Below are 21,299 nucleotides of genomic sequence, written 5' to 3' on the forward strand. Positions count from 1 at the left end.
TAATTAATTAACTCAATATAAGAAAAAAAATAAGCCTGTAAGCCGGATTCTGTTACTCTAAGCTGGCGAACCAGCATCAAGCTCCTACCATTTATCCAGGATTCCGGTCACCCGGAACCTCTAACGATCTACCCGTGTCAATGTCCCGAAAGACGGGGACGAGCAGCCCCACGGATTGACACCTATTTGACCTTTCAGCCCGTAAGGTTTACCGTGCCCCTTTGGTCACCCAAAGAGCGGTGGTCTCTTACTCCACCATTTCACCCTTACCTTGTCACATAAAAAACATGCCAGGGCGGTATAATTTCTGTGGCACTTGCTGTCAGCATTCCGTCTCCGGCCTGCTGCCTTCCTGTTAGGAAGTACGGTGCTCTCTGCTGCCCGGACTTTCCTCTCCGGCCGAAACCGCAGCGGTAGGTCAGCTTATTCCTTTCCTCTGACCACAAAGCTAAGAAATACTTTCTTTCGATCAGCAGTCAATATACTATTAAAAGTAAAAAATTATGATAATGACGCGGATTTTTACCGAATTTTTGTGTCAAATTCCCTTTAATCCATTGACCTTCAAATTAACATTTCCGTTCGCAAATACAACAGCATAAAGGTGTTCCGGTGTTAAATAAACCTTGTCAGGTGTAATATCCGTTAAGCTGCCTTTCAAAATGACACCCTCGGTTACTTTTAAATTGGACAGCGCCTTTTGAATCGTTTTTTTCGCATCGCTGATCTGTCCGCCCACCGGAAACACCATCTTTTTCTCCATCATCCTGCTAAACTGGCCCTGTAACAGCCAACCCGCCGTCTTAACAATCGAGTTTTTCGTATCCAAATCATAATCAAGACCTTTCAATGACAATTGCTGGCTTACAGGATCATAATGCGGCACGCCTTTCAGGTAAATATCACCATTTATACTGCCTTTCAGCCCTGCCTTGATCACCAGCTTTTCATTCTGACCATACATATCAATCGAAGTGACTTCTACATTGTACTGCCCGGCTAGGAAAGAAAATTTTTCGCCCGCAAACTTCGCCGTTGCCAGTCTCGCAGCTTCTTTATAAGACACGACACTGATCAGTCCGACTTTAAAATCCTCTGAAACCTTATTGACTATCTGCAAATTCGGTAACTTCAAAACCGCAGGAATAGCAGGCTTGGCCGCCGACGTAATCGTTTGCGTGTAACCTTTAATACCTATAACCGAGCGAAGAATACCATTCCTGGCCAGCAAAGGCGTCATCACAACGCCTGTCGGCACGATAGCCAGCCACGTATCAAATTCCTTCGACAGCAAAACAGGCTGCCTGGCAATGTTCCAGGCGAGTTCTGCATTCTTTTTGAGCTCAATGTTGCTGGCAACCTGTTCGTCAATTGCCTGTGTTATTTTTTCAAAATTTTTATTCAAAAGTCTGCTCGCCATGCTCTTGATCGGAATGTTAATGCCGGCAACTTTTACATTCGGGTCGCTTATCCAATCATAGCTATCCACATATGTTTCCGATTTGATCGCCCAGTTAGGTGAAATCTCCAACTTTGAGATCAGACGAATGCGTATGGAAAATTCTGTATCCTTATAACCCGACATAGTGATGCCCAGGGGACTGATTTTATAACCGGCGCTTACCCATATTTTAAGAGGGACTTCAAACAAAAATGAAGAATCAATTGCAACAACCTTTATAGGACTTATTTTCCAAACCTTCGCTTTCAGATTGTCATTATCCTCATCCTCATAGCTGTTATCCTCATAAATGAGTCCTTTGATCTTCGCATTGATCTGATTCTCAATCTCAGAAATCGGGATTTCTACCGGAACATTCAGCACCGAGAGGTGCTTTTCATTCTGGATCTCATTAACGGAGTACTTATATTCTTCCATGGGCGCTTTCGGGGAGGTGCTTTTAGAACGGCATTGCCAAATGCTGAGCGCAAATGCCATGATCAACAATACATTCAGGCAATTAGTGAGCCACTTATTTAATTTTGACGAGGGTTGCACCGTATCCGAATTTTTCTTTTTGAGCGTCTTTAAAATAATTAACATGCTGATTTTTGCCGAGTCTCCTGTGTAATTCGGTCCTCAAAACCCCGCTTCCGGCGCCATGAATGAATGTGATTTCCTCCATTCCGTTTGCAATCGCTGATTCAAGATTGCTTTCGAAAGCGGCCAGCTGCGTTTTAAGGATAGAGTCATTCGAAAGAGAGCCTACATGCTTGGTCAGCTTTTCAATATGCAGATCCACAACTTGCTCAGGCTTTTCCAGCACGGGCGTTTCCACCTTACCTCCTCCCATCAGGCTCGTTTTCAAATCGTTGGAAAGATTTTCAGGACTTGCATGTATTTCAGTTTTCAAATTTTCCTCATCGATCTGGTATACAAACGCATCCTTTCCTAACACAGGCGCCTTGCCTTTATTTTTGTAAAATGATTGCGCCCTGCATTTGATCCGTTTGGTTAAAGCCTGCGGCAAAGCATGGTTACCTTCCCTGTAATAGAGTATTTTAAACTCAAATACGGGCCAGGTTTCGAAGTCCTTCATAATCAGCTCCGACAATTTTTGCGCAGTCCGCGGCTGCAAGACACCACCAGCTAACCCTGTACTAACCTGCTCATTAACAGCAACAGCCGTAAAAGGCAACACCCAATCGGAGTTATTGATCAGATGCATCGTCACCGCCCTGTCATTTACGGCAACGAAAGCCAGGAAAATTCCTTTTTCCGCAAACGGCGCATTTCTGGGCACAATAACATCACTCTGCGATTTGATCTTTTTGGAATCCGGTTCTTTGACAAGTCGCTGGCTTTCAATGGGTGAAATAGTCACGATCTCATTGCGCAGCACGGGAATCCGGAAGCCGTCCTCAATTTCTATTTCCACAATGTTTCCGGGCAAAAAAGCGTAAATCACACCTTCTTCCCGTCCATGCACAAGCCTTACTTTATCTCCAATATTCATATTTAATCTGATTGAACTCAATGACGGCCCGTAAGGCCATATCCTTTAGCAACAATTGCTAAAAGTAAAACGGTTTAAAATCAATGCCTTTTTTGCTGAATTGCAATGCGGGCGCCGGGATTTTGATCGAATTAGCAAAAAAACCGATCGTCCGCACAAACTTACTTTTTGTTTTAATTTTTGTAAGATCAATGTCGAGGGACAAATAATATTGCCGGTAAGGGCGATAACCCCGCTCGATACTCTTCTCTTTTTCTGCCGAAACCATATCATGGATTCCGTAACCAATTGAAAGACAAAGCCAGGCAGGCCAGCCGCTATTTTTGAAGAATGTTCCGGGGCTTCCCGAAAACCAGTAAGTCTGACCATTATAGTCTTTCAGCCAGCTTTCAGAACGGGTGCTTCCCAGCAATTCCGGACGGACGCGCGCCAGGGAAGTATAATGAAAAGAAAATTTCGGCTGAATGCGCACTTCATCCCAAAGTGCGATTTGGCCTAAATATATAACTGACCCTGCAATGTTACCGACCATGTCACCGGGAGAGAAGCCGTAATCAGGCGAGAAGCCATCCAGAATTTCAATCGGCGTTTGGAAAATAATACCTGAAACGGCGCCGTAGACCAACATTTGGCGTTTTGAAATTCCTGTTTTTCTATACAACTCTGCGGTGTGCCGCGCAATCTGATATGATGTGTAAACGTGCCCCATTTTGTCCATTTGGAGCCACTCGCCCGTGTCGTCCTTAAATGTGAACTTGGTTAATGGGTTTTTATACCAGGATTTGCTCAGGCCGTAAATCGTTCCGAGATACAGTGCCGACTGCGCTGCAAAAATGCCACGTAACATCCGGTAATTTGGTCTCGCATCCGCCGGAACCGAATCTTTCGCAACGATTTTTAATGTATCAATCCGTGAAGAATCGGTTTGCCAATTGCCTTTTCGTAACGAATCCGTTTGGGCAGATACTGAATGAGAGAGGCAGATAGCCAGGATTAGCAGCAAGAAACATGATAAAAAACGCCTGTTAATATCCGCCATGGTATTTTCTTAGGCCCCATTCTGCGCCGAGAAGCAGGACCAGTAGGAAGAACAACCACTTCATATAAATGATCTCAACCATTTCTTCGCTGCTGTCGAGCCGGTCAGAAGGGCGGTTTTCTTTGAGTTTTGAAACAAAATCACTGAAAGTTGCGGGCGTAGTGAATGTTCCGCCCGAGCGGCTGGCAAGTTCGCGCAACATCCCGAAATCAGCCGTCGTATTGTTCAATTCAAGATCCGCATTGCTGATCACAAACTGCCCGGCCACTTTCTCCTGCCCGGAACGCAGCGATGTTGAAGCCGAAAATCGGTAAACACCGTCTGACAGCCCGCTTACATTGAAACGCGGATTTTCTTTGGAATGCGTGTAGGTGAATTGCCTGGTGACACCTTTTTCATTTGTGATATCGAGCTTCACTTCCTGCCCGTAAATCTGCTCGTAGATATCGTTGTAAATCTCAGTTTGAAAAGTAACCTGCTCACCAGCTTCAAATTCGTTGCGAACAGGGTAAACGCGAAATTTCCGCTTATCCTCTCTTACCGAAAGCACCTGGATCAGTTTCTGGAACAGGTTATCCACGACTTCCTGCTTATTCGTCTGCGCAAACTCTTCCTGCCGCCATTGCCATATCCCCTCTCCTGCCAGAACCGCTGTTTTTTGCCCACCATTTGTATTCAAAACCAACAGCGGCTTGCTGGTGTTTAATGTTCCTACTTTTTGGAATAAAATCGTTTCTGTTCCGGAGGAAATGTTATAATCGCCAAAGGGAACGGATAAAGGCGGAAGGCGCTCCAATAATTTGAGTTGCTCAGGATCAAAATTCAATTGCTGAAAAGCTGGATTAAAGCGTGCCGTGACCTTATCGATCTGATTATTGGACGTATTAATGATCAAAGAACGGTTCAATGAATTGGCGAGCGGCACCGCGGACTGGTTGCCCAGAATAAAGAAAAGCGGCGTTTTGGATTCTATGAAATTACGGACCTGCGCATTACCAAGCCCTAGCACATTAGGAATCTGATGTAAAATGATCAAATCATACGGCTTGGCAGTTGCAATGGGTGTGTTTGAAATAGACAAAATCTTCACGTCCAGCTCATAATTATCATTGGCTTCTACCAGGCTGCGAATGCTCTTAATGTCCGGATGGGGCGCCAAAGCCATCAGCAGAATTTTTTGTCTGCCGTCTATAATGTCTATATAAATGTCTTTTTTGTTGTTTCTCGGTGAAGTTTCACCGGCTATTCCGCCCAATTCCAATGTGTAATGCTGCACGCCTTTTTGGGTTGACGACGCCTTGAAATCAAATGCTTTAAAGAATGAAGGACGGTCCACCATAACCTGCTGGCTAGCAACCGTACGCCCGTTCTGCCTCAATGTGATCGTTGTGGATTTTCCGGCCAGGCCATTCGCAGCGATTTCGGCACGGATAGGGAATTCATTTCCAAGATAGGCGATCCGGTTGCTGACCACATCTTTGATCCGGATATCCAGATCGGGAACCGTGTCACCAACCGCCAATGTGTTCACTTTAAATGGATAACGGTTATAAGCAGGAGAAATCCCCTGATTAACAACCCCATCGGAAAGCAAAATAACATCCGTCAGGTTCCTTCCTTCAAAGTTGGTTTTCACCGTTTGCAGCATTTCAGACAAGTCTGTCTTCCTGGCATCAAAACGGATCGAATCCGGAACTGGTGAACGCGAATCTTTTTCCAATGTTTGCACACTCACCTCAAAACCAGACGATTCCAGATCAGCGACAGCGCCCGAAATCTGCTTCATCAATGCGGTTCCTGGTCCTTTGACAGACTCAGAATTGTCGATCGCAAAAACGATTTTAGCTTTATCAACAGAAGTTTCCGTCTTGCGAACCAGAGGCCCTAACAGCAGAAAGCAGATCATTCCAACCGCCAGTCCTCTTAATGATGCGAGCACATAATTCCATTTTTTACCCCAGGGCGCCGTCGGTTGGTAAAGCAGGAATGCATAAGCAGCGCCTGCCACCAGACAGAAGACAATAAACCAGTAAGGGGTTTGGAAAATGAGTTCGGACCGCATGTGTTAAATGTAACGAAAAAAACATGCTATGTCAACATACCGCCGTCCACTTGTAAAACCTGGCCGGTAATGTAGCGCGAAAGGTCAGAAGCAAGAAAAACGCAGGCATCGGCGACCTCTTCAGGCTGTCCTCCTCTTTTCATCGGAATCGACTGCTTCCATTCTTCCACTGCTTTGGAATCCACAGCATCCGTCATTTCCGTTTCAATAAATCCGGGAGCAACAGCATTCGAGCGAATGTTGCGTGAGCCTAGTTCCAGTGCGATGGATTTGGTAAAACCAATGATCCCGGCCTTGGAAGCAGCATAATTGGACTGCCCCGCATTACCACTGATCCCCACCACCGAAGTAATGTTGATGATGGAGCCCGTTCTGGCGCGCATCATGCTTTTAGTTGCTGCCTTCGTAAGATTAAAAACCGATTTCAGGTTAATCGTAATCACAGAATCCCATTGTTCCTCACTCATGCGCATTAGCAATCCGTCACGTGTAACGCCCGCATTGTTAATCAGCACGTCCAGTTTTCCAAAGTCAGCAAGGACATCTGTAACGAGCTGGTCCGCTGCCTGGAAATCCGACGCGTCCGATCGATAACCCTTCGCCCTTACACCGAACTGCTCCAGTTCTTTGGCCAGCGCCTCACCTTTTTCAACACTTGATAAGTAGGTAAATGCAACATCAGCCCCTTCCTGAGCCAGGCGTAAAGCAATGGAACGACCAATACCACGTGATGCTCCGGTTAACAACGCGACTTTATTTTCTACTAATTTCATAAATGGGAATAATTCTGTCAAAATGATTTTGGTCGACAAAAATAGGGTTTTAACAGGCACTGCCAAAAAAGAAACTACAGAAACCTTCTGACTTGTGACGCTGTTAACCCACTACATTTAGTTTTTGTTTATTTAAATTGAAAGTAATGGCAGAATCAATCAAGACAGCGCTGATAACAGGCGGCTCAAAGGGAATAGGTTACGGCATTGCAGAAGTGCTCATTAAAGAAGGCATCCGGGTAGCGGTCACCAGCCGTTCAAAAGAAAGCGCTGATAAAGCGGCCGCTTCATTGAACAAGATAAATGACGGGTTCGCAATCGGCATCGAGTCCGATGTCAGAAGTCTGGAATCCCAGCAAAAAGCGGTGGAAACCGTTATATCAAAATGGGGACAGCTTAATTATCTGATAGCCAATGCCGGCGTAGGACATTTCGCCCCTTTAAAAGACCTTACTGCCGATCAATGGCAGGAAACTATCGACATTAACCTGACCGGCGTATTTTTCAGTGCAAAAGCATCACTGGCAGCGCTGACAGAGACAAAAGGTTACTTTATCAACATTGCCAGCCTGGCCGGCACCAACTTTTTCGCAGGCGGAAGCGCATATAATGCCAGCAAGTTCGGACTGGTAGGGTTCTCGCAGGCCATGATGATGGACGTGAGAGATGCAGGTGTCAAAGTAACTACGATAATGCCAGGCTCCGTTGCAACCGAATTCGGAGACCATAAACCGTCCGAAAAAGATGCATGGAAAATCCAGCCGGAAGATATCGGACAAATCGTCTCCGATCTGATCAAAATGCCAGCCAGAACATTGCCTAGCAAAGTGGAAGTAAGACCTGCTATGCCACCTAAGTAGCAATCTGATTATCAAGTATAACGCCCGCCCGGAAGCACACAGCTTTTCGGGCGTTTTATATATAAAGTAGGCCTGAATTCACATTCAGCAAATTACATATCAGCATTCGCCAGTTTTGCAAAATAATGTTACTTTCATTGCCGGATGAAGCATAGGAATGTATATTTGAAAAAATTTTAAAAATACATCCTGATGACCCCTTCTCGCCGTTCATTTTTACGCCTTTCTGCCCTGGCTCTGCCCCTTGCGAGTGTTCAGAAACTATTTGCAAAAAGTGCAGCAAGAAAACCAATCGTGATTTCTACATGGGACAGCGGACAGATTTCCAACGCGGCAGCCTGGCCTGTGCTGGATAAAGGGGGACGAGCATTGGACGCAGTGGAACAAGCTGCCATCGCCATGGAAAATGAGGTCAATTGCTGCGTCGGACTCGGCGGTAATCCGGACCGGGACGGGTTTGTAACGCTGGATGCCAGCATTATGGATGAAAAAGCAAATTGCGGCTCAGTAGCATTCCTGGAAAGGATCAAACATCCGATTTCGGTAGCCCGGAAGCTCATGGAAACCACACCACACGTATTCCTAGCTGGCGTAGGCGCTCAGCAATTTGCAGTAGCGAATGGTTTTAAACTGGAATCGGCAGCGCTTTCTCCCGATGCAGACAAAACCTATAAAGAGTGGCTGAAAAAAGCCGAATACAAGCCCGTTATCAACATTGAACACCAGCAGTTGAAAGGTCAGAAAGGCCACGGCCCATTTGCCCCTCCCCGGCTCGAAGACGGCTCTTTTAACCATGATACAATGGGCACATTAGCCCTGGATAACAACGGCGACCTGTCGGGCATGTGCACAACCAGCGGAATGGGTTTCAAGATGCGCGGAAGGGTTGGCGACTCCCCTATTATCGGCGCCGGACTTTTTGTAGACAATGAAATAGGCGCTGCCACATCGTCCGGGCAGGGCGAAGAGGTGATCCGCGTATGTGGAACACACCTCGTTGTAGAGTTCATGCGCTCCGGCCTTTCACCGGAAGAAGCCTGCAAAAAAGCCATCGAACGCATCGTAAAGCCCAATCCCGAGCGTGCAAAAACTTTCCAGGTTGGCTTTCTGGCCATCAACAAGCAAGGTGAAGTAGGCGCTTATTCCGTGCAAAAAGGTTTCAACTATACAGTTACAGAAAAAGGCGGAAAAGGAGTGGTTATCAATGCGAAAAGCTATTTCCCGTGAGCTTAACGACATGAACATACTCAACAAAAATTAGTGATCTGTTTCAAAAAAACCGATCTTCACTTTTAGAATTCACCGGACGTTTTCTATTTAATTTTAATACAAAAAAATGATAAAACCCTTAGCCACACTTTTCCTGTTAACGGCATTAAATTCGTTTGCGCAAACTCCTCCGAAACCTTACGGCGCATTACCAGCCCCGAGGCAGGTTACATGGCATGAAACCGAAGTTTACGGCCTCATCCACTTTACTCCCACAACATTTGAAAACAAAGAATGGGGCTTCGGCGATGCAGATCCGAAAGCATTCAACCCTTCCGATTTTAACGCAGAGCAGATCATACTTGCTGCAAAAGCAGGAGGACTAAGAGGAATAGTGCTGGTGGCCAAGCACCACGACGGCTTTGCATTATGGCCTACCAAAACCACAGACTACAACATTACTAAGAGCCCGTTCCGCGGCGGCAAAGGCGATATGGTTAAAGAGGTTGCTGACGCGGCAAGAAAACATGGTCTAAAATTCGGCGTTTACTGTTCTCCGTGGGACCGTAATAATGCAAAATATGGCACTCCCGAATACATTGCCATTTACAGAGAACAGCTTCGTGAACTTTACACCAATTATGGTGAACTGTTTATGTCGTGGCACGATGGCGCTAACGGCGGCGACGGTTATTATGGCGGCGAACGGGAGAAACGGGCGATCGATAACACCACTTACTATCAGTGGGATTCCACATGGACCAACCTGACCCGTAAACTACAACCAACTGCGAACATATTCAGCGATATCGGCTGGGACGTTCGCTGGGCTGGAAATGAGGACGGCAGTGTAAACGAAACTTCCTGGGCAACGCTTACCCCGAAGCCTTCGGAAGGCCAGAATGTTGCAGTTCCGGGACAGGCAAATGCCACCGAAAACCCAGGGGGAACGAGAAATGGTAAATTCTGGATCCCGGCTGAATGTGATGTGCCGTTGCGCAAAGGATGGTTTTACCACCCCACAGAAAAGCCAAAAACACCCGAAAAGTTATTTGATCTGTATCTAAAAAGTGTGGGGCGCGGTGCGGCGCTGGATCTTGGCCTTGCTCCGGATACGCGGGGACAATTGCACGAGGATGATGTTGCAGCATTAAAATCGTTTGGTAACCATGTAAAAGAGACATTTGCAACAAACCTGATCGCAAGAGCAGGCTCCAAAGCTGTGAATGTGCGGGGTTACAACTCTATTTACAGCGCCAAAAACATTCTGGACGGAAAACCGGATACATACTGGGCAACCGACGATGATTTCAAAACTCCCGAGGTTGTCATTGACCTGAGCCAGCCCATTACGTTCGATATTATTACGTTACAAGAATTTATCAAGCTAGGACAGCGCATCGAAGAATTTGCGGTGGATAGCTGGGAAGGCAACGCATGGAAGGAAATCCATAAAGGAACGAGTGTTGGCGCTAAAAGAATTGTGAAACTTGCTACGCCTGTTACTACACAAAAAGTCAGACTTCGCATTACAAAATCGCCTGTCAGCATTGCGGTTAGCGAATTCGGCCTTTATAAAGATTCGGAATAGATCTATCTGAGAGACATTTCTCAGCCAATGTTATAACAAAACCCCTGACCGATTTGGACAAAGCAGGTTGATTATTTAACTTGCTTTGTCACAAATTTTTCAAATTTTAGTTATATAAACTATTCCTAAATCTTTACACCATGTCTCTTGATCTGAATACGAAAGGTGACGGCGAATCACGCCGGACCTGGTTGAAGACTGCTGCACTGGCAGGCGTCGCGGCTGTGGCGGGTAAACCCGTAAATGCTGTCACAACATCACCCGCAGCTTTGCCAGCAAGAAGAATCCCGATTGCCGTTTCAACCTATTCTTACTGGCATTTCGGGAAAGAGAAATATCCGGTTGAAAAAGTGATTGAAGACGCAGCCAAGCTGGGATTTGACGGTGTTGAGATTCTGCATCGCCAGATGGAAAACGAAACGGTTCCTTATATGAACAAGCTGAAAAGACTTGCTTTCGATAATGGCTTATCGCTTCCGCTGCTTTCTATTCACCAGAGTTTCGTGCAGCCCAAGGCCGAAGACCGTAAAAAAGACATCGAGCATACGCTCAAATGTATCGATATGGCTGTTCAAATGGGAATCCCGGCCATCCGGATGAACACAGGCAGCTGGCGGACTGCAAAGCGGGACGCCAAATATTATAAAGACGGCAAAGAACCACCGATTGAAGGTTACACCGACCAGGACGCCATTAAATGGTGCATCGATGCGATGGGCGAATGTCTCGTTGCTGCCGAAAAGGCTGGTGTAGTGCTCGCTATTGAAAACCACTGGGGCTTATCTTCCAACATTGATTATCTGCTCGAAATTTACAAGCCACTTGCTTCATCGCCTGCTATGGGTATGAATGTGGATACGGGAAATTTCGTCGGCGATCCCTATCCGCAGTTTGAGCGGTTGGCACCATACGCAACAATCGTTCAGGCGAAAACTTATTATGGAGGTGGGCATTATTACGACCTGGATCTGGACTATAAACGCATCGCAGACATTCTGCGCAAAGCCAATTTCAAAGGTTATATCTCTTTGGAAATGGAAGGAAAAGAAGATGCGGCCACAGCCGTGCCCAAAAGCCTGAAATTATTCAGGGAAGTGTTTAGTTAATCCCTGCAAGACAATCATAATTATAAAGTGCGGCTTCATTGGATCCGCACTTTTTTTGTGTTGCCACGGATACACTGCCGCGACGCATTCGTGGCAACAATCACTTTTCATAATGATACCGGCATTGTACAATCGTTATCGAATCTTTCTCTACTTTGTAAACCAGGCGATGCTCGTTCGTGATTCTTCTTGACCAATAACCCGAAAAATTTGACTTAAGTAATTCCGGCTTGCCCTTACCTTCAAAAGGGTGCCTCAAACATTCTTTTATAAGCTCGTTAATTTTTATAACGATTGCCTTATCGGTCCTTTGCCATTCAAGATAGTCCTCCCAAGCCTTGGCTCACCACGCGAGCATCAAGGTTCGATCAGATCACGATAAAAAATATTTCTGCCATTTTCGACATCATCAATGGCTTTCAGCAAGTAATCTCTGTTTACTGGATTACTCATCAGGTATTCCGTTGCGTCCATTTCGGCAACCGCTTTCTTCCGGGCCTTACGGCTCAAAAAGTTAAGAATAGTCCGTTTTTCTTTACTGGATGGCACCGCTAATCGTAGCATAGTGAAGATTTTTAAAGTTAGTATGTGTCATGGATTGAGTAATGGATTTCAAATATAAAGAAAAATCTTAAACCCCACACCGCCGCGAGGAGCCTCTTACGATCAGCTCAGTTTTTAAAATTTTCTTGTCTGGCAGGATAACATCCTCATCATCAACAAGCTGCAAAATCCAGTCTGCTGTGGTGCGGCCGATTTCGTGGGTGGGCTGGCGGATGGTGGTAAGGCCGGGGCCGATGTAGGCAGATTCCGGGTTGTCGCTGAAACCGACCACGCCGAGCTCATCGGGAATGCTGATCCCTTTTTCTTTTGCTATCAGCATAATTTCGATGGCCGCAGAGTCATTCACTGCGAAAATAGCATCCGGGCGATTGGCCAGATCGAGCAGATATTGTCCGTAAATCCTGGCCTTCTGCTGCGTCAGCATGCCCTGGATGATCATATGGTCTTCAATGATTTTGCCATGCTTTTCCATTGCGGCCCGATAACCTCTCAACCGCTCCTGGCTGACCAGTAAATTGAGCGGCCCGCCCAAATGCGCGATCCTTTCATAACCATTCATAATCAAATGCTCCACAGCCAGAAAAGAAGCTTCGAAATCATTCACAACCACTTTGGGCACGTTGATCTGCTCACAAACCCTGTTAAAAAGCACGAGCGGAATGCCCCGCTTTTCGAACACACCCAAATGTTCAAAATTGTTGGTTTCCTGGGTGAGCGATATCAGCAATCCATCAATGCGGTTGGCGAGCATTGCTTTTGTATTGGATATTTCAACCTGGTATGATTCGTTGCTTTGCATGATCGTCAGGTTATAACCCGCCCTGGTAAGCACTTCATGCGCGCCTATGATCACATTAGGGAAGAACGGATTGTGAAATTCCGGAACGATCATTCCAATTGTATTAGTCTTGCTTTTTACCAGGTTATAGGCAAGCTGATTGGGCTGGTAATCCAGCTGCAATGCCTTATCCAGCACAGCCTGCCGGGTTTCCGGATTAATGTCTGCATGCCCGTGTAAGGCGCGGGAAACGGTGGAGTTCGAAACCCCCAGCGATTTTGCAATGTCGATGATCGTGGTCTGATGCCGCTTGCGCTTGACAGCAGAAGGCAGAGACAAGTCCTTTTCCGAATGCGTAAAATAGTAGTTACAGGTTTTGCACAGATAGCGCTGTTTGCCCCTGACGTAACCTGCCTTCATAATGCTATCCACCTGTTCACACTTCACACATTTAACCATAAACTTTGCACTTTTTTAATAATCCGACCTTTTGAACAACAACTTGCCTCACACACTAATCCCACTTACAAAAATATAAAATTCTTATATTAAAAAGTCATAAAACCATATATCGGCAACGTCTTCGCAAACGTTGCCGATACTTTTAGTTTAATTCCCACATTTATTTGGGTCCTGAATGGCTTGATTTCACCTGCAGACGCATCTATATTTATGTTAAACGACCAATCAAAACGCAGAATGAATAAGTTTTTCAATAGCCATAATCAGCGCTGCTACATATCAATTGCATTTTGAATTGCATTATTCCCATTTGAACAATGTTGCCTTTAACCCTAATAATTAGTATATGAAGAGAAGAATACTTGAATCAATTTTGCTGATGGTCCTGCAATTGGGCTTGACGCATGCATTGCTGGCGCAGTCCGACATGGTGACGGGAAAAGTTACAGATGACAAAGGGGAAGGAATTCCCGGTGCCAGCGTAACGGTAAAAGGGACGCAGCAGGGAACATTAACAACCGTAGAAGGCACCTATGCCATTGAAGCTGCGGCAAATGCTACACTCGTCTTTTCATTTGTCGGGTATTTAAAGGAAGAAATTGCCATCAATAACCGCACGAGCATTGACATTAACCTAAAAACCGACACAAAGGCACTAGAAGAAGTGGTTGTAGTGGGTTACGGAACGCAGCGACGTGTAGAAACAACCGGTTCAATTGCATCCGTGAAGGCAGAAGATCTGGTGCAAACGCCCGTTGCAAACATTGCGCAAGGTTTACAAGCAAGAGTTTCAGGGATGCAGATCAACCAAAATTCCGGCGCTCCCGGCGGGAACATCAGTGTGCGGATCCGGGGAACCAACTCTATTAATGGTTCCTCCGAACCGCTGTATGTGATCGACGGGATCCAGATCTCCAACGGCGGCGGCATCACGGATGTAAGCCCGCTTTCTACCATTAACCCTAATGATATCGAGTCCGTTGAAGTCCTGAAAGACGCTTCTGCATCGGCTATATATGGCGCCAGGGCTGCTAATGGTGTTGTTTTGATCACGACAAAACGAGGTAAAAGCGGCAAAACCAATGTCACATTCGACAGCTACTACGGCACCCAGAAGGTAAACAAACAACTCGATGTATTGAATGCGTCCGAGTTTGCACAGCTCGAAAATGAAGTTTTCAAAAACAACTATTATCCCGATCCTGCTTCTCTGGGCGAAGGTGTGAATTGGCAGAACTACATCTTCCGTAAAGCACCGATCCAGAACCACCAGCTTTCGATCAATGGCGGAAATGAAAAAACACAACTCGCATTGTCACTTAACTATTTCGACCAGCAGGGAACATTCATCGGATCATCATTCAAGCGGTATTCGTATCGTTTGAACCTGGATCACAGGCTGAGCAAAAAGGTAAAGATCGGAACGAGCATTCTAGGAAGTTATTCTATTAATGATGGCATCCAGACGGGTGGTGAGAACATCGGGGACGGTGGCGCAGTGCTGTCTTCTGTTCTGGGAGCCGCAATTGGCGCACCGCCTACGCTGAAACCTTATCGCGAAGACGGTTCCATCTTCCCGTTCGGTGAGCAAGCCGGCGGTCAGTATCGCGAGGTTGTGAACCCGCTGAACTTTGCGGCAATGCTGATGAACAGGGACATTAAAAGAACGCTGGCCAATCTTTATGCCGAAGTGAATTTTGTCAAAGGACTTACCTATCGCGCTTCTTTCAACATTGACCAGCGCGGCGAATTGTTCAACGCTTACTCGCCCAGGTCGATCGTTAATAAAAGTGACCTGAATGATAATTCCGGGTCTGGCGCCAAAGGCAATGGCAATTTCCTGGCTTTGCTGCACGAGAGCATTTTAACCTACAATACAAATTTTGGAAAAAACCATTCATTAAAAGCCACAGCGGTTTTTGGAACGCAGCTCGAACAATCGAATTCCAATAATTTGAATGCAACCGGTTTCCCCAACGATGCCACGCAAAACGAAGCATTACAGCTTGCATTGACGCGGACAGTTAGCAGCAGCCGGAGCAGCCAGCGACTCGATTCTTATCTTGCCCGGATCAATTACGGTTTCAAAGACAAAATTTTCCTCGACCTCACAGCACGCGTGGACGGTTCGAGCAAGTTTGGGGCTAACCACAAATACGGCGTTTTCCCAGCCATTTCAGCAGCCTACCGTTTGATTGAAGAGCCATTTATCAAAGATTTAACCTGGTTATCTGACCTGAAACTGCGTGGAAGCTTCGGGATTACAGGAAATGCAGGCGGCATAAACCCTTACCAATCGCTTTCAACGGCCGCCTCAACGGGCAGTGATTATTTGATCAACCATACTTACGTGACCGGCATTAATCCTACCGGCATTGCAAATCCGGATTTGCGCTGGGAACGTTCGAAGCAGGCTAATTTAGGGATTGACGTGAGTTTGCTGAACAACCGCGTGAGCTTCATTGCCGATGTTTATCATAAGAAAACAGACGACCTGCTCTACATCAAAGGCCTGCCGTTAAGCGCGGGATATGGCTCGATAACGGGCAATTTTGCATCACTTGAAAACAAGGGGCTGGAACTCGCCCTGAATGCCCGGATCCTGGATGGAAAATTAAAATGGGACGTTTCGGCCAACACTACATTCAACCGCAACAAAGTACTGAACCTGGACGGCGGTGTTACTAATGAGCGCTTTGTTACCACGTACACGATTTTGTCTGTGGGACAGCCGCTTGGGATGTTCAAAACGTATGTTTTTGATGGTGTGAATCAAACAGGCGAAGCGATTCTTCCGGGTTATGACGGGCGCTTGGGCGGCCATAAGATCAAAGACGTGACGGGCGACAACCAGATCACGGCCGCCGATCAGGTTATTGTGGGTAATCCTAATCCGAAATTCATCTATGGTTTTTCAACCAACCTCGCCTTCAAAGGCTTTGACCTGGGCGTGTTTATCTCCGGATCGCAGGGCAATGATATTTACAATGCCAGCCGCTTATCATTCGAAAACCCGCTGGGTCAGCGCAACTTGCTGAAAGGCGTTGTGGACCGCTGGTCGCCTACAAATCCGAGCAATCAGTATGTGAGCGGCGCGCAAGGCGGAAGGCTTCCGATTTCAAATTATGTGGTTGAAGACGGCTCTTATATGCGCTGCAAAAACCTGACGCTGGGTTACACATTACCGCGTTTCAAGGGTGTGCAGGGCATTCGCCTGTATGTAAGCGCCAATAACCTGTTTACGATCACCGATTACAGCGGATACGATCCGGAGGTGAATACTTACGCAGGTTCCAACACGATCATCGGCGTTGACAACTTCGTTTATCCGCAATCCAGATCATTTCTGGGTGGTATTCAGGTAACATTCTAAATCCTCATCACTGATTCTAATTTTTGAAACATGAGAAAAGCATTAAAACTAAGTGCTACGCTGAGCATACTGGGAGCCTCCTTGCTGCTGCCATCCTGCGAGCTGAACGAAACGATATATTCGTCTATTTATACCGAAGATTTTTACAAAACCGCAGCCGACGCTGAAAAAGGACTCGTAGCAGTTTACGGCGCATTGGGCGGCCTCGGCGGCGCACCGACACTCACATTAGTTGCCGATTTCAGCGATGACCAAACTTACCCCCGCGGTGTGGTAGGTCGTAACACGTTGACAATGTTCACTTACGACGTCAACTACACGACCCAAAAAAGCAACAGCCGGGTAAATGAATCGCCCCAACAGATCTGGCAGTCGTGTTACAGCGGCATTGAAAAGGCCAACTGGGTAATTGCTAAAGTGCCGGGCGCAACAATGGACGAAGCTCGTAAAAAACAAGTTTTGGGCGAAGCATATTTCCTACGCGCATTCTATCATTGGGTCTTGACCAAAAATTTCGGCGACGTGCCAGTGAAGATCACGCCCAGCTACACCGAAGAGGAGGCATTGACTGCCAAAAGCCCGAAAGCAGATGTATACAAGCAAATTTACAGCGACCTTGACCAGGCCACGTCAGCGGGACTTCCATCTTTCCCGGCAGTTGTAAAAGGTCGTGCGTCGAACGAAGCTGCGCTTGCACTTTATGCGAAAGCAGCGCTATATAATGAGGATTATGCCACCGCGTTGGCAAAGGCGAAGCTGGTCATCGCATCTAATAAACATGCGTTGTTGCCCAATGTTCAGGACGTATACCGCTATGATAATGAGGATGCTGCGCGTTTGGAAAACATCTTTGCATATGAAGTTGATCCTGTTTCACCAGGATTGAGCCACCAGCTGGTAGGCCTTTGCGGCCCTCCGGGAAGCGCTGGACCCGAGTATGCCCGGACTTCGTTCGGATCCATGTTTGCTTACCAGTCTTTTTTCAATTCATTTGATCCAAAAGACAAACGCAGAACGCTTTTAGACACCAATTATATTGACAAAGCCGGAAAAACGGTGCCGCAAAGAAGCATTACCCCCATCACAACAGAGGGTGTTTTGATCAAAAAATACCAGGACCCCGTGTCGACCATTGGCCTGATTCCAAACATTCCGATCCTGCGCATGCCGGATGTCTACCTGATCGCCGCCGAAGCCGAAGCGCGGTTGAATGGTGCTACTGCTGCTGCCTATGAGTCGATTAACGTAGTACGCCAGCGCGCTGGCATGCCTGTTTTGAAAACTGGTTTGACCAAAGATGCATTTATAGAAGCCGTTTTGCAGGAACGCGCGTGGGAATTCTTTGCCGAAGGCGACCGCTGGTATGACCTTACCCGCACCGGAAAGTTTTTGACTGTTATTCCAAAAGCGGTAAACAGCGTATATCCGGTCAGAAATGTAACTGCAAAAAATCGCTATTTCCCGATTCCGCAGGATGAGATCAATGCGAATGCAAAGATTGAACAAAACCCGGACTGGAAGTAATGAAAAGCATATTGATCATTTTCCTGGTTGCCACGATCCATCATTTTTCTGCAAAAGGAAATGACAGGATCCGTGAATTTACGATCGTGCAAAATGACACGCTGACTTACACATTGAAACTCGCACTGGATGAGAAGGGGCAACCGCAGTATTTTTTCAGAAACATTTTCACGCCGGTTTGCTATACAAATGAATGCAAACCGGTGCATATCAACTTCTACTGGGATTTACTGGGTAATTATGAACGTTTCGATCTGCCCAAAAACAAAGTGCTGACCAAAGTGGATCACGACGAATTCAGGCAGGAAGATTATGACAAGTTGCAGGATATTCTGGCTCAGCCCAATTCCATTTTTGCCGATCTGAAAATGGAAGATCTGATCACAAAAGGCACCGATGACCTGTCCGATTCGGTTGATGCCAAGACAGGCGCAACATTGAAAACGATCAAAAATCATGTGATCGACGGCGCTGTTTACACCTGTTACACGCTTTGGAACATTGCATATGGAACGGTCGTTCCAGAAATGAAGAAGATCATTGAAACTTACCAGAGCGACGCCTTACTGCATCGCTTTCTGACGAGCAACAATTACCATTATCAATATTGGGCAATGGAAAAAGTGATGGATGCAAAAGGAAATGTTAAGAAAACTTTTGAGCCTGATATTGAGAAAGTGATTGATGGAAAAAATGTCTTCATCGCAAAAAATACATTGCAGCGCCTGAGCAGCGATTTTTTCTCAGGACAAAAAAGACAGAACTGGATCTGGCAAACCTATCAAAGGTCTCCATATGCCCTGCAAATATCGATTCTGAAAAAGCTGAACACCATTGCCCTCGACGAATCCCTAAAAAACAACCTGAAATCCGCGCTGGCCAAATCCAACGACGAACAAATATCCCTCATTAACAAAATCCTGAACCCATGAAAAACCCATATTTCGTCGGGTTGAAACCCGACGCTAGCAGTATTGGTCGTGCCGATGGCACTTTTTGCCTGTTGTTTGGATGGAAGTGGCTAGGCAGTGCGGTAGGCACTTTTTGTAGGCCTTCAAAACCGAATGTAGCAACCAGTGCCGTCGGCACCTTTTCATTTCATATCCCCGGACTTCAGTCCGGGGTATCCGCACCCATCTTCACACTGCTCCTAACGCTCCTAACCTTTTGCTCGTCAGCGCAAAATCATGTTTTTGTAGAAACAGAATCATTTGAGGACAAAGGTGGATGGGTGATTGACCAGCAGTCCTTTGTGGTGATGGGCTCATCCTACATTATGGCGCATGGAATGGGCAGGCCGGTGAAAGATGCTGCTACAACCGTCAAATTCGCAAAACCGGGAAAATACAAAATGTGGGTCCGTACCAAAGACTGGGCGCCCTTTCCGAAAGGGCCGGGGAAATTTGAGATCATTATCGACGGCAAGCAAGTTGGACCGGTTTTCGGTTCCAGCGGATCCGATGCCTGGAAATGGTATGACGGTGGCGAAACGGACATTAAAGCTGGCTCGGCGAAGTTGTCTATTAAAGATTTAACCGGCTTCAACGGCCGCTGCGACGCGATCCTGTTTACCGACGATTTAAAATTTACGCCTCCTAACGAATTTGAAGCATTAACGACATTCCGCAAGAAACTGCTGAACCTCACCGAAAAACCAGCCGAGGCAGGCCGATTTGATATGGTGGTGGTTGGCGGAGGAATTGCGGGAACCTGCGCGGCCATTTCAGCAGCCAGGATGGGACTAAAAGTTGCGCTGATCCAGGACAGGCCGGTCCTGGGCGGAAATAACAGCTCCGAAATCCGGGTGCATTTGATGGGCGATGTCGATAAAAACCATTATCCCAAACTTGGAAGGATTGTAAGAGAAATGGACAATGGCGATCCCGGAAACGGGAATCCGGATGCCAAAGAATATGGCGATGCTCGTAAAATTTCGATTGTAAAAGCAGAACCAAACATTTCACTATTCTTGAACACCCACGTTTATAAAGTTGAAAAAGAAAACGATATCATTACCGCAGTTGTAGGCCGCGACATTGCTACAAACAAGGAAATGCGCTTCACCGGCTCCTTCTTCTCTGACTGCACCGGCGACGGAACAATAGGCTATCTGGCCGGCGCAGAATTTAGAATGGGACGCGAAAGCAAGGCAGAAACGGGCGAATCGCTCGCTGCCGAAAAGGCCGATGATTTCACATTAGGAACATCCAATTTATGGGCCTCACTGGAACGTGACACAGTTTCGTCATTCCCCGAAACGCCCTGGGCCATCCAGTTTTCCGATGAATACCACATTGACGAACCCAAGGCTGACTGGCAGTGGGAAACAGGTTTTGGCAATTTCAACACCATTACCGACGCGGAGAAAATCCGTGATCATAACCTGCGCGCTATCTACGGAAACTGGTCTTATCTGAAAAAGAACAAAGCCGCGAAATATGCCAAACGGGAGCTTGCGTGGGTAGCTTACATTGGCGGAAAACGCGAATCGCGCCGCATTATCGGTGACCACATTCTGAATCAGATGGACATTCAGGAGGGCAAGTTCTATCCGGACGGCTCCGTAACGGCAACGTGGACCATTGATCTGCATTTCCCAGATGCTAAAAACAGCAAATACTTTGAAGGTCAGGAGTTTTTCGCGGGAACCAAACACATTAAAGTAGCGCCATACACCATTCCCTATCGCTGCCTTTATTCCAAAAACATTCAAAATCTATTCGTCGCTGGCAGGAACATCAGCACCACGCACGTGGCATTCGGCAGCACGCGGGTCATGCGCACCTGTGGAATGATGGGAGAAGTGGTAGGTTTTGCTGCCTATTTAACTACAAAATATAAAACAACGCCCAGAGGAGTTTACCAGGATCATTTACCCGAACTAATGGCCATTCTAAAAGGTGAAACCCCTGCGCCTCAGCCTTGATAAGAAAAATAGCTTGCTGTTTTTTTCCGGTTAGAAAAATGAAGAAAGTATATGAAGCCGCAAAAGGCGCTTTTG

15 protein-coding genes, 1 other RNA gene and 1 pseudogene are annotated in these 21,299 nt (G+C 46.6%); 8 read left to right on the forward strand and 9 right to left on the reverse strand.

Annotation, left to right across the window (positions count from 1 at the left end):
- Positions 1–22: 22 nt before the first annotated feature.
- The 6 genes from rnpB to fabG all read right to left on the reverse strand — a co-directional run bounded on the left by rnpB (position 23) and on the right by fabG (position 6,831).
- Positions 23–430, reverse strand: an RNA gene (gene rnpB, locus LZG74_RS13050) — RNase P RNA component class A.
- A 108-nt stretch (positions 431–538) separates the two neighbouring features.
- Positions 539–1,879, reverse strand: a complete 1,341-nt coding sequence (locus LZG74_RS13055; RefSeq protein WP_233797011.1) for a DUF4403 family protein — start codon at positions 1,877–1,879, stop codon at positions 539–541.
- Positions 1,880–1,973: 94 nt separating this feature from the next.
- Positions 1,974–2,957, reverse strand: coding sequence for a Smr/MutS family protein (locus LZG74_RS13060; protein ID WP_233797012.1), 984 nt, complete (start codon positions 2,955–2,957; stop codon positions 1,974–1,976).
- Positions 2,958–3,015: 58 nt separating this feature from the next.
- A complete protein-coding gene (locus LZG74_RS13065; RefSeq protein WP_233797013.1) occupies positions 3,016–3,996 on the reverse strand; it encodes a DUF2279 domain-containing protein in 981 nt (326 codons plus the stop codon).
- The gene (locus tag LZG74_RS13070; protein WP_233797014.1) at positions 3,983–6,058 is read right to left on the reverse strand and encodes a VWA domain-containing protein; all 2,076 of its coding nucleotides are present in this window, start codon (positions 6,056–6,058) and stop codon (positions 3,983–3,985) included. The genes LZG74_RS13065 and LZG74_RS13070 overlap by 14 nt, the downstream gene beginning before the upstream one ends.
- Before the next feature lie 26 nt (positions 6,059–6,084).
- Positions 6,085–6,831 (reverse strand): 3-oxoacyl-[acyl-carrier-protein] reductase, encoded by a 747-nt coding sequence (gene fabG, locus LZG74_RS13075; protein WP_233797015.1) that lies wholly within the window; start codon positions 6,829–6,831, stop codon positions 6,085–6,087.
- 146 nt (positions 6,832–6,977) lie between these two features.
- Between fabG and LZG74_RS13080 the strand changes: the two genes are divergently transcribed.
- From LZG74_RS13080 to LZG74_RS13095, 4 genes are all read left to right on the forward strand, one after another.
- The gene (locus LZG74_RS13080) at positions 6,978–7,691 is read left to right on the forward strand and encodes an SDR family oxidoreductase (protein WP_233797016.1); all 714 of its coding nucleotides are present in this window, start codon (positions 6,978–6,980) and stop codon (positions 7,689–7,691) included.
- Between the two features lie 192 nt (positions 7,692–7,883).
- Complete coding sequence (locus tag LZG74_RS13085) at positions 7,884–8,918, forward strand: isoaspartyl peptidase/L-asparaginase family protein (protein ID WP_233797017.1); 1,035 nt, start codon at positions 7,884–7,886, stop codon at positions 8,916–8,918.
- 109 nt (positions 8,919–9,027) lie between these two features.
- A complete protein-coding gene (locus LZG74_RS13090; RefSeq protein WP_233797018.1) occupies positions 9,028–10,491 on the forward strand; it encodes an alpha-L-fucosidase in 1,464 nt (487 codons plus the stop codon).
- A 140-nt stretch (positions 10,492–10,631) separates the two neighbouring features.
- Positions 10,632–11,597 (forward strand): sugar phosphate isomerase/epimerase, encoded by a 966-nt coding sequence (locus LZG74_RS13095; protein WP_233797019.1) that lies wholly within the window; start codon positions 10,632–10,634, stop codon positions 11,595–11,597.
- Positions 11,598–11,697: 100 nt separating this feature from the next.
- Here the strand turns inward: LZG74_RS13095 and LZG74_RS13100 are convergent.
- From LZG74_RS13100 to LZG74_RS13110, 3 genes and pseudogenes are all read right to left on the reverse strand, one after another.
- A pseudogene (locus LZG74_RS13100) lies at positions 11,698–11,937 on the reverse strand (Txe/YoeB family addiction module toxin); the annotation flags it as partial.
- 17 nt (positions 11,938–11,954) lie between these two features.
- On the reverse strand, positions 11,955–12,161 hold the full coding sequence (locus LZG74_RS13105) for a hypothetical protein (protein ID WP_233797020.1): 207 nt from the start codon (positions 12,159–12,161) through the stop codon (positions 11,955–11,957).
- Positions 12,162–12,228: 67 nt separating this feature from the next.
- Positions 12,229–13,386 carry a substrate-binding domain-containing protein gene (locus tag LZG74_RS13110; RefSeq protein WP_409014477.1) on the reverse strand — a complete coding sequence of 386 codons (1,158 nt, stop codon included), beginning with the start codon at positions 13,384–13,386 and terminating at the stop codon, positions 12,229–12,231.
- A 361-nt stretch (positions 13,387–13,747) separates the two neighbouring features.
- Here LZG74_RS13110 and LZG74_RS13115 point away from each other — a divergent pair, with 361 nt between their 5' ends.
- Genes LZG74_RS13115 through LZG74_RS13130 form a run of 4 tightly spaced genes read left to right on the forward strand, consistent with a single transcriptional unit; the run spans position 13,748 to position 21,224 of the window.
- Positions 13,748–16,774 carry a TonB-dependent receptor gene (locus LZG74_RS13115; RefSeq protein ID WP_233797022.1) on the forward strand — a complete coding sequence of 1,009 codons (3,027 nt, stop codon included), beginning with the start codon at positions 13,748–13,750 and terminating at the stop codon, positions 16,772–16,774.
- Positions 16,775–16,804: 30 nt separating this feature from the next.
- A complete protein-coding gene (locus LZG74_RS13120) occupies positions 16,805–18,298 on the forward strand; it encodes a RagB/SusD family nutrient uptake outer membrane protein (protein WP_233797023.1) in 1,494 nt (497 codons plus the stop codon).
- Positions 18,298–19,230 carry a hypothetical protein gene (locus LZG74_RS13125; protein ID WP_233797024.1) on the forward strand — a complete coding sequence of 311 codons (933 nt, stop codon included), beginning with the start codon at positions 18,298–18,300 and terminating at the stop codon, positions 19,228–19,230. The genes LZG74_RS13120 and LZG74_RS13125 overlap by 1 nt, the downstream gene beginning before the upstream one ends.
- Positions 19,227–21,224 carry an FAD-dependent oxidoreductase gene (locus tag LZG74_RS13130; protein ID WP_233797025.1) on the forward strand — a complete coding sequence of 666 codons (1,998 nt, stop codon included), beginning with the start codon at positions 19,227–19,229 and terminating at the stop codon, positions 21,222–21,224. The genes LZG74_RS13125 and LZG74_RS13130 overlap by 4 nt, the downstream gene beginning before the upstream one ends.
- Positions 21,225–21,299 lie beyond the last annotated feature (75 nt).

It is taken from the genome of Dyadobacter sp. CY327, assembly GCF_021390415.1.
Lineage (GTDB): Bacteria > Bacteroidota > Bacteroidia > Cytophagales > Spirosomataceae > Dyadobacter > Dyadobacter chenhuakuii.